17 protein-coding genes are annotated in these 16937 nt (G+C 45.1%); 3 read left to right on the top strand and 14 right to left on the bottom strand.

Features of this window, described 5'->3' with window-relative positions:
- Positions 1-234: 234 nt before the first annotated feature.
- The 12 genes from katG to AC5O63_RS01785 all read right to left on the bottom strand — a co-directional run bounded on the left by katG (position 235) and on the right by AC5O63_RS01785 (position 12589).
- The gene (katG, locus tag AC5O63_RS01840; protein ID WP_494503696.1) at positions 235-2412 is read right to left on the bottom strand and encodes a catalase/peroxidase HPI; all 2178 of its coding nucleotides are present in this window, start codon (positions 2410-2412) and stop codon (positions 235-237) included.
- Between the two features lie 267 nt (positions 2413-2679).
- Entirely contained in the window at positions 2680-3297 is a 618-nt protein-coding gene (locus AC5O63_RS01835; RefSeq protein ID WP_494503695.1) for a glutathione S-transferase family protein, read from the bottom strand.
- A gap of 9 nt (positions 3298-3306) precedes the next feature.
- Positions 3307-4338, bottom strand: a complete 1032-nt coding sequence (gene curA, locus AC5O63_RS01830; RefSeq protein ID WP_494503694.1) for an NADPH-dependent curcumin/dihydrocurcumin reductase — start codon at positions 4336-4338, stop codon at positions 3307-3309.
- Positions 4339-4424: 86 nt separating this feature from the next.
- Positions 4425-5009, bottom strand: a complete 585-nt coding sequence (locus AC5O63_RS01825) for a TetR/AcrR family transcriptional regulator (protein WP_494503693.1) — start codon at positions 5007-5009, stop codon at positions 4425-4427.
- A 152-nt stretch (positions 5010-5161) separates the two neighbouring features.
- Positions 5162-6865, bottom strand: coding sequence for a diguanylate cyclase (locus tag AC5O63_RS01820; protein ID WP_494503692.1), 1704 nt, complete (start codon positions 6863-6865; stop codon positions 5162-5164).
- A 160-nt stretch (positions 6866-7025) separates the two neighbouring features.
- Positions 7026-7340 (bottom strand): N(4)-acetylcytidine aminohydrolase, encoded by a 315-nt coding sequence (yqfB, locus tag AC5O63_RS01815; protein ID WP_494503691.1) that lies wholly within the window; start codon positions 7338-7340, stop codon positions 7026-7028.
- The gene (locus AC5O63_RS01810; RefSeq protein WP_494503690.1) at positions 7341-8537 is read right to left on the bottom strand and encodes a DEAD/DEAH box helicase; all 1197 of its coding nucleotides are present in this window, start codon (positions 8535-8537) and stop codon (positions 7341-7343) included.
- A gap of 81 nt (positions 8538-8618) precedes the next feature.
- Positions 8619-9056, bottom strand: a complete 438-nt coding sequence (locus AC5O63_RS01805; protein WP_494503689.1) for a hypothetical protein — start codon at positions 9054-9056, stop codon at positions 8619-8621.
- Positions 9056-9532: an OsmC family protein gene (locus tag AC5O63_RS01800; protein ID WP_494503688.1), complete on the bottom strand. Its 477-nt coding sequence runs from the start codon at positions 9530-9532 to the stop codon at positions 9056-9058. Before AC5O63_RS01800 ends, AC5O63_RS01805 begins: the two co-directional genes overlap by 1 nt.
- Positions 9533-9650: 118 nt before the next feature.
- Complete coding sequence (locus tag AC5O63_RS01795) at positions 9651-10205, bottom strand: GNAT family N-acetyltransferase (protein ID WP_494503687.1); 555 nt, start codon at positions 10203-10205, stop codon at positions 9651-9653.
- 214 nt (positions 10206-10419) lie between these two features.
- On the bottom strand, positions 10420-12099 hold the full coding sequence (locus AC5O63_RS01790) for an RluA family pseudouridine synthase (RefSeq protein WP_494503686.1): 1680 nt from the start codon (positions 12097-12099) through the stop codon (positions 10420-10422).
- Between the two features lie 88 nt (positions 12100-12187).
- Positions 12188-12589 carry a hypothetical protein gene (locus AC5O63_RS01785; protein ID WP_494503685.1) on the bottom strand — a complete coding sequence of 134 codons (402 nt, stop codon included), beginning with the start codon at positions 12587-12589 and terminating at the stop codon, positions 12188-12190.
- A 152-nt stretch (positions 12590-12741) separates the two neighbouring features.
- On the opposite strand from AC5O63_RS01785, the gene AC5O63_RS01780 reads away from it, so the two are divergent.
- Positions 12742-13611 (top strand): LysR family transcriptional regulator, encoded by an 870-nt coding sequence (locus tag AC5O63_RS01780; RefSeq protein ID WP_494503684.1) that lies wholly within the window; start codon positions 12742-12744, stop codon positions 13609-13611.
- 47 nt (positions 13612-13658) lie between these two features.
- Here AC5O63_RS01780 and AC5O63_RS01775 read toward each other — a convergent pair whose 3' ends face one another.
- Together AC5O63_RS01775 and AC5O63_RS01770 are read right to left on the bottom strand one after the other, a co-directional pair.
- On the bottom strand, positions 13659-14432 hold the full coding sequence (locus tag AC5O63_RS01775; protein ID WP_494503683.1) for a siderophore-interacting protein: 774 nt from the start codon (positions 14430-14432) through the stop codon (positions 13659-13661).
- 93 nt (positions 14433-14525) lie between these two features.
- On the bottom strand, positions 14526-15110 hold the full coding sequence (locus AC5O63_RS01770) for a LysE family translocator (protein WP_004746944.1): 585 nt from the start codon (positions 15108-15110) through the stop codon (positions 14526-14528).
- Between the two features lie 145 nt (positions 15111-15255).
- On the opposite strand from AC5O63_RS01770, the gene AC5O63_RS01765 reads away from it, so the two are divergent.
- Together AC5O63_RS01765 and AC5O63_RS01760 are read left to right on the top strand one after the other, a co-directional pair.
- The gene (locus AC5O63_RS01765) at positions 15256-15696 is read left to right on the top strand and encodes an Lrp/AsnC family transcriptional regulator (RefSeq protein ID WP_494503682.1); all 441 of its coding nucleotides are present in this window, start codon (positions 15256-15258) and stop codon (positions 15694-15696) included.
- Between the two features lie 200 nt (positions 15697-15896).
- Positions 15897-16892: a porin gene (locus AC5O63_RS01760; RefSeq protein ID WP_494503681.1), complete on the top strand. Its 996-nt coding sequence runs from the start codon at positions 15897-15899 to the stop codon at positions 16890-16892.
- The last annotated feature ends 45 nt before the right edge of the window (positions 16893-16937 follow it).

Raw genomic sequence — 16937 nt, 5'->3', positions numbered from 1 at the left:
TGAATAGTTCTTTGGTATCAAACAACTTAAAGAAATCGAAGCCTTTCATAACCAACTCTCCTCACTGTAACACTTGTTGTATTGAACATTGAGGCGTTATATGCGCCTCATTTCGTAATTGTGGTTACACTATTAAAACTAGTGCAACTTGGGCGATTTTTCCAAGCGATTAGCCGCTTTCAATAGTTCGTTTATGCCTCCACTACTCGCTGAAGAGAGTGGAGGCGATTCAAGTTACTGTTTTAAATCGAAACGGTCTGCGTTCATGACCTTAGTCCAGACTTTGATAAAGTCTTGAACAAACTTCTCTTTGTTATCGTCTTGTGCGTAAACCTCAGCGTAAGCTCGCAGGATGGAGTTCGAACCAAATACCAAGTCAACGCGAGTTGCAGTCCACTTTTCTTCGCCGCTTGCACGTTCAATGATTGAGTACGAGTTGCGACCAGTTGGTTTCCACGTATAACGCATATCCGTTAAGTTGACGAAGAAGTCGTTTGTGAGTGTTCCAACCTTGTCGGTGAACACACCATGTTGAGTGCCTGAATGGTTTGTACCGAGTACTCGCATACCACCGATTAGTACAGTCATTTCAGGTGCGGTTAGACCCAGCAATTGAGCATGGTCTAGCATCAGTTCTTCTGGGCTGACAGCGTAGTGTTTCTTCTGCCAGTTTCTGAAGCCGTCAGCAACCGGTTCAAGAACCTCAAATGATTCGACATCGGTTTGTTCTGCTGTTGCGTCGCCACGACCCGCAGCGAAAGGAACCGAAATATCTATGCCACCAGCTTTAGCTGCTTGCTCAATCCCGACATTGCCAGCTAAAACAATAGTATCTGCAACGCTAATACCGAACTCGTTCGCAATGCCTTCGACTATCGGTAACACTTTCGCCAATTTCTCAGGCTCGTTGCCTTGCCATTGGTTTTGAGGTGCGAGGCGAATACGTGCGCCGTTAGCCCCGCCGCGTTTATCGGAATTACGGAAAGTGCGTGCGCTATCCCATGCCGTAGAGACCATCTCACTAATGCTTAAGCCACTTTGAGCGATTTTGGCTTTTACTGCCGCAACGTCATAGTCACTTTTTCCTACTGGAACAGGGTCTTGCCAGATTAACTCTTCAGCCGGAACGTCTGGGCCAAAGTAGCGAGATTTTGGTCCCATATCGCGGTGAGTCAACTTGAACCATGCACGGGCAAAGGTTTGTGAGAAGTACTCTGGATCGTTGTGGAAACGCTCGGAGATTTTACGATAGTCAGGGTCAAATCGTAGAGCCATGTCCGCGTCAGTCATGATTGGGTTATGACGAATACTCGGATCTTCTACATCGACAGGCTTATCGTGCTCTTCAATATGGGTTGGTTCCCATTGCCAAGCGCCTGCAGGGCTCTTTTGTAGCCACCAATCGTAATTCAGTAGCAAGTGGAAGTAGCCATTGTCCCATTGTGTAGGATTGGTTGTCCAAGCACCTTCGATACCGCTTGTCACCGTATCGCGACCAACGCCGCGAGAAGTGTGGTTGTTCCAACCTAAGCCTTGTTCTTCTAGTTCTGCACGCTCAGGCTCCGCTCCTAGTTTTGACGCATCGCCGTTACCGTGTGCTTTACCGACTGTATGTCCACCCGCTGTAAGGGCAACGGTTTCTTCATCATTCATTCCCATACGTGCAAAGGTAACGCGCATGTCTTGAGCTGTTGTAAGTGGATCTGGGTTGCCGTCGACACCTTCAGGGTTGACGTAGATTAGCCCCATCATCACTGCGGCAAGTGGATTCTCTAGATCGCGTTCACCAGAATAACGACTGTTATCTGAATCACTGGTGGCTAGCCACTCTTGCTCTGCACCCCAGTAGATGTCCTTTTCTGGATGCCAGATATCTTCACGGCCGAAGGCAAAACCAAATGTCTCTAATCCCATTGATTCATAGGCCATATTACCCGCAAGAATCATAAGATCAGCCCAGCTGATTTTGTTGCCATATTTTTGTTTGATTGGCCAAAGTAGGCGGCGGGCTTTATCAAGGTTACCGTTATCTGGCCAAGAGTTAAGAGGAGCAAAACGCTGGTTACCTGTATCCGCGCCGCCGCGACCATCGCCAATACGATACGTACCTGCAGAGTGCCATGCCATACGAATCATCAAACCGCCATAGTGTCCCCAGTCTGCTGGCCACCAATCTTGGCTGTCCGTCATCAATGCTTTTAAATCGTTTTTAAGGGCGTCTACATCGAGCTTTTTTAGTTGCTCTCGATAGTTAAAATCAGCGCCCAATGGGTTAGTTTTTTGGTCGTGTTGATGAAGGATGTCGAGGTTAAGCGCATTTGGCCACCAAGCGACATTGGATGAATTTGAAGAGGTTGCTCCGCCGTGCATTACTGGGCATTGACCACCATTGTTACCATTTTTATGTTCCATGATTTTGCTCCTTAGTGTCGCGTACTTTCGGCTGTCTGGTTGATTCTTGTTTTGTCGGTGACAGTCGAATTGTTCATGTTTAACAAGTCTTGCAGGACCGTTTATCTACGACAGAGAATAGTAGGCAGGAGCTTAGATATAAAACTGATTGTAGCTATGTTATCGATAGATAATTTCTATCTTGTGGGATGCCAAGAGTATAAATAGAACATAAAGGCTAGGTAAGTAGGCTGCCAAACTGAGTTTGGCAGCTTGAAAGCGAACAGGTTATGAGAACTTGATTTCTAGTTGCTGCGCTTTTTGCCATGTTTCATGGCTAGCGAGTTGCTCTGCATAGCGAGTGATATTGGAATAACGCTCTAGCAAACCAAAGTTGGTGAGAATATCGACGATGAAAGACATCATAATATCGGCACCAGTGAGTTTGTCAGCGACTAGGTAACGCTTACCTTCAAGTCGTTGATCAACATAACTCATCACTTTATCTAGCTCGATTGCCGCATAGTCAGGCAAAAAGTTCATTGCAGCGCCATCTTTTTCAACGAACACTTTTAGTAACAGCGGCAGAGCTGCGGAGCTCTCAGCAAAGTGAAGCCACTGTAAATAATCTAAGTGGTCGTCGGTCCCTTTTGCAGGTGCCAGTGTATCCGAGGCGTATTTATCAATCAGATACTCTGTAATAGCACCCGACTCAGTGATCACTCTCCCGGCTTCTTCAATAACTGGAGACTTCCCTAGTGGGTGAATAGACTTTAGCTCTGGCGGAGCTAGAAATGTCACACTATCACGACGATAAGGAACGATCTCATAGTCTACGCCGAGCTCTTCAAGCAACCAGATAATACGCTTGGAACGAGATTGATTTAAATGGTGTAACTTAATCATGCTAGTTCCTTATAGTGCGTCGTTGGTCTTGATAACCAGTTTGCCAAAATTCTTACCTTCTAATAGGCCGATAAATGCTTCAGGAGCCTTATCAAAGCCTTCTACGAGGTGCTCACGGTAATGAATTTTTCCTTCGGCAAGCCATTGGCCCATATCTGATGCAAACTCTCCGTAGCGGTGCCCATAATCGTCAAAAATAATGAATCCCTGCATTTTGATTCGTTTGATCAAAAGCTGAGCCATCAGCATCGACATTCTGTCTGGACCTTCCGGTAAAGAAGTAGCGTTGTACTGAGAGATAAGGCCACATAGAGGAACACGAGCACCAGTGTTTAGTAAAGGCATAACAGCGTCGAACACCTTGCCACCCACGTTCTCAAAATAGATATCGATACCTTGATCACACGCTGCTGCTAATTGCTGCTCAAAGTCATTTGCTTTGTGATCGAGACAAAGATCAAAACCCAACTTTTCGACTGCGTAACGGCACTTTTCTTCACCGCCGGCCACACCGATAACGTGGCAGCCTTTTAGCTTACCAATTTGACCAACCATAGAGCCTACAGCCCCGGTTGCCGCAGCGACAACAAGAGTATCTCCGGCTTTAGGTTGGCCAATATCAAGCAGTCCCATGTAAGCGGTAAAACCAGGCATCCCCATTACGCCAAGCGCATAAGATGGGTGAGTCGGATTCTTGCCCATTTTAATCAGCCCTTCACCGTCTGAAATACCGTAGTCTTGCCAACCAGTAAAGGCTAATACCCATTCACCAACTTCGTAATCTGGATGATTTGAAGCTTCAACTTGGCAAACGGTTCCTCCTACCATCACTTCATCTAGGGCAACAGGATCAGCGTAGGATTTAGCATCGCTCATACGACCACGCATATAAGGGTCCAGAGATAGATAGACGCTACGAAGTAACATTTCGCCTGGCTGTGGTTGTGGCTTCTCTGACTCTTCTAGGCGGAAGTTTTCTGCTACAGGGGCACCTGTAGGGCGAGAGGCGAGTACAATACGTCGGTTTACGTGATTAGTCATTAAGTGATTTTCCATTATTAGACCAGTCGTCTAGTTGTTGTTTCAAAAAATTCCCGTAGGACATTTCAACTACGGGAATTGTGCAATTAAGAGTTTAGTAGCACTTTGGTTGTTTCTAGGCTGTGCTCAAGATGAGTATGATCTTGAACCAGCTTGTTAAGTAAACTTGCGCCAAGCCACTGTTGATATAGCTGCGTAGCCGTCGCGTGAGGATTTACCGCTGATATCGAGCCATCTTTAATACCGGTTTGAATGCATTGAGCGATCGATTCAATGATTCGCTCTGCGCCCGTTGCTAAAGCGACGCGCATAGTCTCAGACAAATCCGAAACCTCAGCACTGAGCTTTACGACTAAACAGCGATTGGCATTACATACGCCGTTTTCCACTTCAAGCCAGCGTGAGAAATAACCCATCAATCGTTCGTTAGCATTACCTTCTTCAGAGTTAAAAAATGCGTTAAGTCGCGCAAGATAGGTTCTGAAGTAATCTTCGATTAAGGCTTCGCCAAATTGTTCCTTAGACTTAAAGTAGTGATAAAAAGAGCCTTTGGGTACATCCGCGGCTTTTAATAGTTGCGACAAACCAACAGCCGTAAAGCCTTTGGACACCACTAATTCGTAGCCCACATCAAGTATATGTTGGCGAGTATCGTTCGTTTTTTCGTTCATGGTCTGAACTATAAATGAAATTAGACCAGTCGTCTAGTGGGTGTCGGCGGCAAATTAAATCTGCACTTTTTGATGTGGGCTAGCGTGATAAATAAACCGATAAAGCATCACTCATAATCTGAACTAACAGATTATGAGTGATGAATGAGTGGTTAGGGTTGGAGAGGAAGAATATCTGTGATGGTTGCAGTAGGCGCTTTCTCAACATTGGTATGAGTATGGATAGCCTGGCTACGTCCTTGCTCCTTAGCCTGATAAAGCGCGGTATCAGCTGCTTTGACCAAGTCGGTGGTGGATGCATTTAGCTCTGGGAATGTGGTCACACCGATGGAAACGCCGAGCTGCCCTAATGAGAGACCTTTCATGTCCAAGTGCAGTTCTCGCACCGCTTCGACGATAAGATTAGCCAGTTTAAGCGCTTCGTCTTTGCCCGTCTCAGGACAAATAATCGCAAGCTCTTCACCGCCAAGTCGACAAGCAACCTGATTCTCTTCGATAGAACGATTGAGCAGGGCTGATACCTCTTTTAGTACGTAATCTCCCGCATCGTGACCAAAGTTATCGTTAAAGCGTTTAAAATGATCAAGGTCGAGCATCAGCAGTGATAGTTCAGCATGATCTTGTTCCGCTTTGGACCATTCTTTGTCAAAAACTTCTTCAAAGTAGCGTCGATTGAACAAGCCAGTAAGTGGATCTCGCATCGCTTGCGAGCGCAACTTCTCCTGCAAGCTTAAGTTTGCTAATGCCAAGCCAAGGTGCTCAGCGAGCGTAAAGGCTAATTGTTTGGTCTCTTCGCTGACTTGCTCAGATTGAACACCGAAATAGAGGTGGAACATACCAACCGTATTACCATGCGCGGTAAGAGGTATGCATAGTGTTGTTCCATCTTCATCCAAGCCATTCATATGACTGCAGACTAAGTTGTGATGCTTTTCATGAGATAGATGAAACTTACCTTTTCTAAGTGCCCAGCAATCATTTGGTGCATAGACTTTACTCGCTGGCCATTCACCACCCCAGTCCAGTTTCACTTCGAGTTGGTTACGTGACTCGCGCATGATTGACACGCTGCCATTAATATCGCCGAGTAGCCTAGGGATGATATCTGCTACAACAACTTGCGCTTCTTTAATGCTATTACATGCTGCAAGCATATTGGCGAGTTGGTGCAACAATTCAATCTCACGGGTACTCTTTGCAATCCGCATTTCCTGTTGTTGACGCTCGTGGTTGACCACGGCAAAAATTCTTCGATGACTAAACCAAGAAGAGGTGATGAGTACGATAAAGGAAGCGGCCATTAAGGCATCGACAATTAACTCTAGGTCCAGTGTCATTGCGTTAAGCGCGGTAAGCGGCATGGCGAGGCGGATGACATATTTCGTGTCATGCCCATGCTCATCGGGCGGAAGCTCTAGAGTTTTGGCGACATAGAGTAAATCTTGGTTGATAGATTCGCTGTACCGCTTTGATATACCCACTCCGCCACTCAGTGCTTCAGCAATTTCTGGACGATTACTATGGTCATCCAGTGCGTTAATCTCTCGATTTGAAAGCTGCGAGTCGCCAAGTACCTTACCGCTGCTATGTATGATGGTAAAGCGTTGTCCAAAGCGTGATTGGGATAGGTTATCGATAAAGACGTCAATCTCAGGTTGTTCCATATCATAGAGATCGAGTTTCTTTTCGTGTATTTGGTGTGCCACATCATCGAGTAAGCTAGACATGTATCCGCTTACAATACGCTTAGTCCAATCGGCTAGCGTATTATGGAAAAAGTAGCCACCCACAATCATTGAAATGGCGAGCGCTACTATGGGTAAATATTGAAATCTATGTAGAGAAGAAACTGACATTGATACCACACACAATATAAGGTTATTGATTCAATTGAATATTTTGCCTATATATCAGTTTAGCTGCATATCAAAAAAAAGTAGGAGAAGTGATGAATTTGGAAGAAAGATCAAGTTTTTATACGCCCGCAGACGCAGAAAGTGTCTGCGGGCATTTGGTTTAAACTAGCTCGTAGCTAATTTCGAACAATGTGTCCGTGTTAGGGTAGATATCTCGAATTAACTTTTTCAGCTTAGGCAGTTCAATGTACTCTTGCTGCGCATGAAACTGGTTAATATCATCAAAGTGCAGCGGTTTCACAGACAAGATTTTCACCTCACACACTTTTTCATCGGTCTCTAGGGTGAAAACTTCAACCGTGGTGCCTGGTACGTAGTGAGACTCTGATTCATCGCGAATCGTAATGGTCTTCTTACCGGAGGCGACTAATGGAGTCAGAAACTCGAAGAAGGTGATTTTTGTTGGGGCAGCCATTTAATCTTCCTTTTGCTGACGCTTGTGCTTAGGTACATAATTCAAAATTGAAATAGGTACAGGTTTTCGTGGGGCGAATCCTTCAACTTCACGGCGTTCAATGAGATGGCCCAAGCGAGATTCGATCATGCAAAGGTTTTTGAAGTTGTCTTTGGATACGAAAGAAATCGCTTCACCTTGAGCATCTGCGCGACCAGTACGCCCGATTCGGTGTACATACTCATCGGCAGGAAACGGCAGATCATAGTTAATCACACGCGTTAAACCTTCAATGTCGATACCGCGAGCGCCAACCCCTGTTGCGATCATGTACTTAATCTTACCTGCTTTGAAATCTTCCAACAGTTTTGAGCGAACTGCTTGGCTACGACCACTGTGGAATGCTTCGGCGATAATGCCACGTTTTTCGAGTTGAGTAGCGAGCTTAGCAGCGCCATGTTTTGTTTCAATAAATATCAGCGCTTGGTCCCAATCATTCTCATTGATTAGGTGACTCAATAGGGCAGATTTCTTGTCTTTATCAACGGTAATCAGCCATTGCTCGATGTTCTTCTTCGACGCTTGGTTTGCTGCAATTGAGATTTCGTAAGGATCATGAACGGCGGTTTTCGCTAGGTCTCGAACCTTGTTTGAAAGTGTGGCAGAGAACAGAAGGTTCTGAATATCTGCTGGTAAGCGATCAAGGATTTTGTTGATGTCATCAATAAAGCCCATATCCAGCATGCGGTCGGCTTCATCAAGCACCAAGACTTCGACTTCTTCAAAATGTACCGCGCGCTTGCCGTACATATCAATCAGACGACCCGGTGTAGCAACGAGAATATCGACACCTTCGATTAACGCTTGTTTCTGGGCTTGTTCGTCAACACCACCATACATGGCGAGAGAGGTCAGAGGCAGGTGCTGACTGTAATCTTGAATCTTCTGTTCAACCTGAACCGCTAGTTCGCGAGTCGGGGTCAGAATGAGAGCTCGAATGCGCTTTTTGCGTTGTGTTTCACCTTGGCTAAGTTTTTCCAGAATAGGTAACACAAAGCTCGCGGTTTTACCTGTACCTGTTTGTGCAGCGGCGATGAGATCTTCTCCGCGGAGAATGACAGGAATCGCTTTAGTTTGGATATTAGTGGGTTTTTGATAGCCAAGTTGAGAAATAGCATCAGTGATAGGTTGGCTTAAGCCGAGTTTCGAGAAAGACATGCTTACACTCTGAATCTAGATTAAATCAGGGGGAGTACCCTATAGTTGCAGCAGAGTGTAGCATGAAGAGAGGGACGACAATTAGCTTTGTTTTTCCAGATACCAACTGCCTTTGCAGATGCCGTTTTTCAAATGCCACTCGCCGGAGATTCGGTTACCGCTCGCCTTGCCTGTAAAACGGTAATCCCACTGATTATTGGTAGCGTAGAGTACAAGTCCACCTTCAGTCGAGTCGATCCAACCTTTTAAAGGTGTGCCATTGTAAGTCAAAATGAACTGAGCAAATCCTTCAGCAACGGTTCCAGTAATGGTGGTCTTTGAACACATATTGTTGCCACTCACGTCGACTCTTCGGCCTATCCATTGGCCATCAAATTCATGTGACACAGTGAAATCTGGTTGTGAAGGTAATTTAGGGAAGGTATCAGGGTTGTTTGAACCGAAAAGCTGTGACTGCTGACCAACTACAACAAAGATACCGAAGCCGACAAAGGTTGCGATAAGAAATAGTTTCTTCATTAGTAGCCCATTTGAATAATTTCGGTAGTAATATCTGTTTTGACAGAGTTCGCGATAAAGCAATGTTGGTGCGCCAAATGGTGTAGCTTTTCAAGTTGTTCCAAGGAGGGTTGCTTTTCACCTTTGAATTCTATCTTTGGGCGAAGTATGACTCGTGTGACAGAACTTCTACCTGATGAGTCTTCTTCAAGGAAGCCCACGGCCTCATCGGTATAGCTGTCTATGATGTAACGGCGTTTCGCAGCAATGCCAAGAAAGGTCAGCATATGACAACTTGAAATGGAGGCAATAAAGGCTTCTTCTGGGTCGACGTTTTCTTCTACTGATAAAGGGAGCGGAATAACATGGGGCGATGATGAAGCAGGAACAGTGATTCCTCCATCAAAGTGCCACGTATGGGCGCGACTATATTGGTTGTCGTTGAAGGCTTCACTTGGGCCTCGTTGCCACTTTACCGCTGCGCTAAACTTGGACATCGCTATCATTCCTTTTGGTCGCTCGTTCGCCAATTGATTTGTCTAACATGATTGAATGATTAGGTAGAAGCGTTGCGACTTAAAATTTAAGCGTGCCTCACAGGAATATGAGTCAAAACTAAACCTGTCTCGTTTCTCCAACCAATTCTTTAAACGTTTGACCAGAGAGATTGATATTTTTGGTAAAGGTTAGCTTCGCTTTGTGTAGATGTGCATTAAACGAGCGGGTGTTCTCTTGATGTACATAGGTATAAACAAAATGATACTTAGAGCTAACGTTGCTTAATGCATATTGATAGAGGCTTTCGAATTCACTACGTCCTCGGTTATTGCTGTTGATACAAACAGGCCCCCAAAAGAATGAATTCTCTGCAGATAACCTTTCGTTGTTAAATGTGATGCTCTGTAAGTCATGCGACAGTTCAGTTAGTACAGGTGAGCAGCGCCAAAACTGCCAAGAAGCACAAACGGCTAACCCAATAATGGTCTCTTCATGTTCGGCGACAAAGATTCCTTGTTCTGACTCGATGATTTGAGTGAGTTGCTCAGCAGTCAACATCGTATTTAGGAATCCATCTTTCTTGTCTTTCTCTGTCAGTGAATCAATATGACATTGCTTTTGTAGAGCGACTAATTGCGCGACATCACCTAATTGAGCTGGTCTGAATAACATACTTACTCCTTTTATATAGCCTATCGTACTATAAATTAAATCACTGGCTAGAGCTATGTTATGTATTGATATTGTTTAAAACTCAATCAATGAACCGCGTACGAATTACATGACTGGTGGGACGCGATAGCGGCTGGCACAGAGTTAAGGGACTAGACGTTAGGCGTTGATTCATATCACCAACGAAAGGTTGATGATATGAATAAACGAAAGTTTAGAAGCCCTCAGGTGCTTGGAAGGTCATAGGTTGTTTCGAGTAAGGGTGTTCTAGCTCCAATCGCTCGGCATGTAAATGTAGTCGGTCTGCTTTTTCGCCATACAAGGTGTCGCCAACCATAGGAAGGTTAAGCCCTAAGTGGTGAGCACAATGTACTCGGAGTTGATGAGTACGACCGGTTTTAGGGTACATGTAGAGTTTGCTTCTACCATTTATTGTAGAAATTTCTTCCCAGTAGGTTTGCGCGGGCTTTCCGTGCTCAAAACAGACCAATTGGCGAGGGCGATCGACCGGGTCTCCACGCATTGGCAGATTTATTTCACCGCGAGATTCAGAGACTTTACCCTCAAGTAGTGCAACGTAACGCTTTTGCACGCTGCGAGAAATAAACTGCTTTTGCAGGCTCTTATTGGCACGCTTGGTTAAGGCAAACACCAATAAACCAGATGTTGCCATATCAAGTCTATGGATGACGAAAGGCCCTTCGGCATCAGGGTAACGCTGTTGAAGTCGGGTGTAAGCCGAATCTGTGATGGTTTTTCCCGGCACAGATAGCAACCCAGATGGCTTATTGACGATAACCATCGCGTCATCTTCAAATAAGATCTCTAGCTCTTTATCTTCCGCCCAATTTTCTTCAAGTGGATTGTCGTCAACCAACATGCCTTCAAGCATATGCCCAAGGATCGGCTGGCATTTACTGTTACACGAAGGATAGAACTTAGTGTGCTGACGAATTTCAGATTTGGGTGATACGCCCCACCAAAACTCAGCCAGTGCAAGCGGCTTAAAGCCATGCTTAAAGGCGTAGTGGAGTAGCTTGGGCGCTGCACATTCACCTGCTCCTGCTGGTGGAACAGGAGAGGTGGTGGGTGCAAAGATTGATTTTAGAGACCGCTCTTCAGCGCGAATGTTTAAGAAACGGTATTGTTCAAAAAGCTTGTTCTGCAAAGCATTAGAGAGTTGTTTACGTTTTTCTTTTAAGGCGTTGAGTGACGTTGTCAGTTCATTTAGTTTTGAGCTGACGCCAGCGATTTTCTCTTCCCACTCTAACTTTAAGTACTTCAGGACGTTTTTCTCAGCCACGCTTTCTTTACTCAATTCAACGAGTAGGGCATCAAGTTGTCTAGAGTCGAGGTTGGCTTCGCCTTGTTTTCTCTGTTCTTTTCGCTTAGCGCGCCCTTTAATAATCGCGTCACGTTGCTCTTGCTCTGCCTCTGCATAACCTTGTTCCAGCTGACTTAATGCCTCTTTAAGCTGCAAAAGTTCTGGATTGGATTGTTCTGTTTTAACTGCTTGATTGAGCTGAGTAATCTCAGCGAGATCGGAACGAAAGAAGCTCTCTTCCGCTAACATATCAAACACAGGTGGAACAAAACCGGGCAATAAGTTTTGATCGGCGATTTTGCCAGAGAACGCAGAGAAATAGCCTATATCACCTTCGGGAGACTGAACAAGAAGCACACCGAACATCTTACCTGTGCCATCTGGGTTACCATCAATACCAAAATCATGATGCCAAGCTTGTTGCACTGTAAGGTGGCGTTGCAGCTGCTGCGCAGCTAGGACACACAGTGGGTGAGGCTGGTAGTAAAAAGGAAAGGTAAACTTCTCGGGTAGTGGATACGATTGGATATCACTATCGAAACGAGTGAAAAGCTGGTTTGGGTGGTGCATTAAAGTATTCACTACAGGTAAAATCAATTGGGCGTGATTCTACCTGTTTGTGAGCATATTTCTAGTTTAGAAAACTAGGCCACAGACTCTAGCGAACGTAATTGATCTGCGCTGAAATAAACCAGTGCTGAACCGTGCCATCCGTTCTTTCAACCCAAAGGTCATTGTCTAATTGCTTCACACGACCATTAATCGTGATTGAGAGCTTGTTCTCATCCGTTTGGTTTACTTTGATGAAAGGGTCTGAAGTAATCAGAAACGGGGTCGCATCTTTTACCGAACTGTTTTCATCGATTAGAAAGAAGTGATTCAGTTTGCCATCTTCGGGCTTGGTCGAGATTGCCTTGTGACCGATGAGCTTGAACCCTTCGCCAACGGGTTGATTAAGAATTTCGCTACTGAGCCTGACATGGGTAGGGATAAAAACCCAAGCGAGAACAAGGGCAACAGTGACCAAGGCAGCGCCTAGAGAGATTTTGAGTTTCGACATGCTGTGTTATTGAGATGTTTGGAACAGAGGCACATATTAGCACAGTTCTATACTGCAATTCGCGCTAGACTTGGCGATTTGCTAGGTGGTATTACTGTTACAGGTTTGCAATAATGACTGTAGTTTAACAAGACAATATTACAGAAATCACTATGGCAAATTGGGAAGGAGTGAGTGAGTTTGTCGCAGTCGCAGAAACTCAATCTTTCACCTCTGCAGCAAAGAAGCTCGATACATCGGTCGCGCAAATAAGCCGTAAAGTCGCCCTGTTAGAAGAAAGACTGGCCGTTAAGCTCTTCAATCGTACCACACGTAGAGTCTCGGTAACGGAAGCTGGGCAACTCTATTATCAGCAGTGTAAGCATCTCGTCGAAGGTATAGAATTGGCTGAACTGGCAGTCACTCAAATGCAGTCGACACCTAAAGGTTTGCTAAAGGTGACCGCTCCCGTCACTTTTGGTGAACAAAACCTCGCGCCTTTGTTACACCAATTCTTAGAACTCTATCCACAAGTCGACTTAGAGTTAATGTTGACCAACCAAAAGCTTGATTTGATCGAAGTAGGCGTTGATGTTGCGATTCGTTTGGGGAAATTGCAGGATTCGAGCTTAATTGCCAAGCGATTATCGAGTCGGCAGTTGTATGTGTGTGCGAGTCCAAGCTATCTAGAAAGGTACGGCGAGCCTCATACTTTATCCGAACTCAACCATCATCAGTGCCTTGTCGGATCAGTTGATTACTGGCGCTTTCGAGATTCTAAAAGTGAAAAATCGATACGGGTTTCAGGAAGAATTCATTGTAACTCGGGCTACGCACTGCTTGATGCAGCAAAGCGAGGGCTTGGATTAGTACAGCTACCGGACCACTATGTGAAAGAAGCGCTAGAGGCCGGAGAGTTAGTCGAGGTGCTTTCAGAGTATCGTGATGAGCGAGAGGGGATCTGGGCACTTTACCCGCAAAACCGAAATCTCTCACCAAAAGTCCGCTTACTGATCGACTTCTTGGCGGAGAACTTTGATTAAGACCAAGAGAAGGCACCTCTTGGTCTTATCGCACAGTAAAACTTGAGTTAAGCTTCTTGCTCTTCAGCGTCTTGGCGTTTAATCACCTTGTGACCGTCTTCTGAAACACCTTGTTTCCAATAGCTGCTAATGTAGATGTTTTCGCGCTCGACTTCTTTCTCGTTGCGGAAGTACTGACGCAGCGCGCGCATTGAATCGAACTCACAAGCACACCAAACGGACACTTTACCAGCTAGCCAAGGTAGAGCGCGAACTGCTTGTGCCAAGTCATCATTCTCAAAGATCCATTGGACTTCAAAATTTTCTGGGGTTTCGATGGGTTGAATATCTTGCTCAGAGATAACTTTAATCACAGCGTAGCCTTTTGCATCAGCTGGGAGACGTCGAATCTTAGCTGATAGTGCAGGTAGGGCTGTCATGTCTGCGGTCATGAAGAACCAATCCGCGTCTGTGCTCATATCTTGTATGGTGCCAGGGCCGGCAATATGAATGGAATCACCAACCTGAGCCTTCATTGCCCAGCGCGCAGCAAAACCGCATTTAAGGTCATGAGTGATGTGTTTAACAAAGTCGACCTCAATGGTTCCCGCTTGCTCGTCAAACTTACGAATGGTGTAAGTACGCATCACTGGGCGCTCATCGCCTGATAACTGTTGTGGGTCAGTGTCACCAGAAGGGGTAAACAATAGCTTGATGTAGCCACCCTCACAGTTGCTTGGAAACTCTTTTAGCGCATCACTTTGAAAGGTAATGCGCTGCATGTTTGGAGTGACAGATTCGGTTGAAGATATGGTAACGTGCTTTGGTGATGGCTTTTTCATGTGCTAACCCGAGAATTGTTCTTGTTCTCATCTAGGTTAACAGCACACAACAGAGTTAGATAGTATCTTTAACCAAATTTACATTCCTGACATCTATATCATCGGCAGGGTGGAGCCAACTAATAAGACGGCCATCAGAATATTGAAGCTTCGGATACGTAAAGCGCTAGTTAGCCAACGTTGAAGCTCTCGACCTGCCAAAATCCAAAATGAACCCGATGGGAAGTTGACCAATAAAAAGGTCGCCGAAATGATCAGTAGTTCGATCCATCCGCCACCATTGCTATACAGAGTGACGGAACTTAGCGCCATAGACCAACCTTTTGGGTTTACCCACTGAAAACTGGCTGCCCCTAGGAATGTCATAGGGCGAAAATTATCGACGTCTTTTGCGCGTCCACTTAACGCGATTTTCACTGCTAAATAGGCAAGATAAGCCAAACTCACATACTTCAAGACAAGGTGGGCGATTGGGTAGGCTTCAAACACCGCTGACAAGCCAAGCCCAACAAGCAAAACCATAAATGCAAAACCAAATGCAATTCCGCACATGTGAGGTAACGTACGCATATAGCCAACATTGGCGCCTGAAGTCATCAGCATTAAGTTATTTGGCCCCGGAGTAAAGGTCGAGACAAAGGCAAATATCACAAGAGCAGTGAGTTGTTCGAATTCCATGAGATGTCCTATTTCTATCGTGAAAGCAATAATATTGCGTAGTAACGCTTGTCTTGACCGGTCAACCACTATATTAGGTGGAATAGTGCGCAATTATGTGTTTTTATTCGAATGACTAAGACTAATTGCGCAATAAAGGTAAGAAATGGATAAATTCGACGAAAGAATATTGCAAGAACTCAAAAGAGACGGAAGAATCACCAATGTCGAGTTAGCAGAGCGTATTGGTTTATCAGCTTCAGCAACGCTTAGGCGCGTCCAAGATCTTGAAAAACGCGAGGTGATTAAAGGCTATCGAGTCATGCTTGATAATAGCCAACTTGGTGTCGGCTTTGTCGCCTATGTCTCTATCGGCCTTGCCAGTCATCGAAAACAAGCCCAGCTAGAGTTCGAAGAACACGTCAGATTTGTTGATGAAGTCGTTGAGTGTCACAACATCACAGGTGCTAACGAGTATTTACTTCGAGTTGAGACCAAAGACTTGCCAAGCTACAAGAAGTTTCATGCTGACGTATTAGGTGAGTGCGATCAAGTACAGTCTATCACTACCATGGTGGTCATGGATTCACCCAAAGACGAGCGTTAAGTTTGTTACCATCACAATTCTATTGCGTCTGTATTAAAATTAACTGATTGATTTTGTTTATTTTACTGTCATGAATCATAAATATAATCGACATTTAATCGTAATGGATTAGCAATCGAAACGTCATCCTGCCCATCTAATTTATCTCGCATCAACAGTTCGAGCATAGAAGCTCATTCTATATGTAAAGGGTAAATAAGATGAAAAAAGCAGTGGCAGCGTCTGCAGTATTTGCAGCACTTGTATCGGGTTCTTCTCTTGCAGCGACAGTGTACAAAGCTGATGGTACTGAGCTTAAAGTGGGTGGTCGCGTAGAGTTTCGTGGTGACTTTATTGGCACAAGCAAAGGCGCAGAGATTAAAGGCACGATGGACGATAGCACTCGTGCACGTCTAAACCTGAAAGGCAAATCTGAGATTACTGAGGGCATGTCAGCGTTTGGTGTCTATGAAGCTGAGCAAGATACAGGTAAAGATGAGTTTGAAAACCGTTACATGTATGCAGGTCTAGACTTTGATGGTCATGCGCTGTCGTTTGGTCGTCAAGACATGGCTGCCGTTATCGTATCGGATCTGACAGATATCTCGGAGTTCTCTGGTGTTCAGCAGGTGATTAACTCTGCAAGCGACAAAGAAGACAGCGTGTTTGCTTACCGCGGTGCATTCGATGCGTTTCAACTTCAAGCCACTTACCAAGCAAATAGCGATGAAGACACTGACGGCTACAGCATCTCAGGTCTTTATTCAGCGCCGTTTGGCTTATATGTTGGTCTAGCGTTCTCAGGTGCTGATTTAGGCAAAGGTAACGGTAGTCAAAATCAAATTCTTGGTGGTCTAGGTTATACACTAGACGCACTTTACCTAGGCGCGACATACTCAGTAGGTGACCTAGATGACAAAGCAACAGGTACAAGCGACAAAGAGTTCAAAGCGCTTGAGGTTGCAGCGAAATACAAATTTACAAAACAGTTATCAGCAGCAGTTGTTTACACCAATCAAGAAAATGAAGCGGCGAATGGCACTAAAGCGGATGCGACGGATGGTGTAGAAGTCGTGGGTTACTACAAGTTCAACGGTAACTTCCGAACTTATGTTTCTTACTTCTCCAATGGTATTAAGTCGACAGATGCTGACGCAGACGGCTTTAAAGACACGGGTGAAGATACTCTTCGTTTAGGTGTACGTTACGATTTCTAAATACAGAGTTGCCTGAAATTCTGTCCCATTGGCCAAGCATTAGCT

Source organism: Vibrio sp. SCP2 (assembly GCF_059295395.1).
This window is presented reverse-complemented; position numbering and strand designations above follow the sequence as displayed.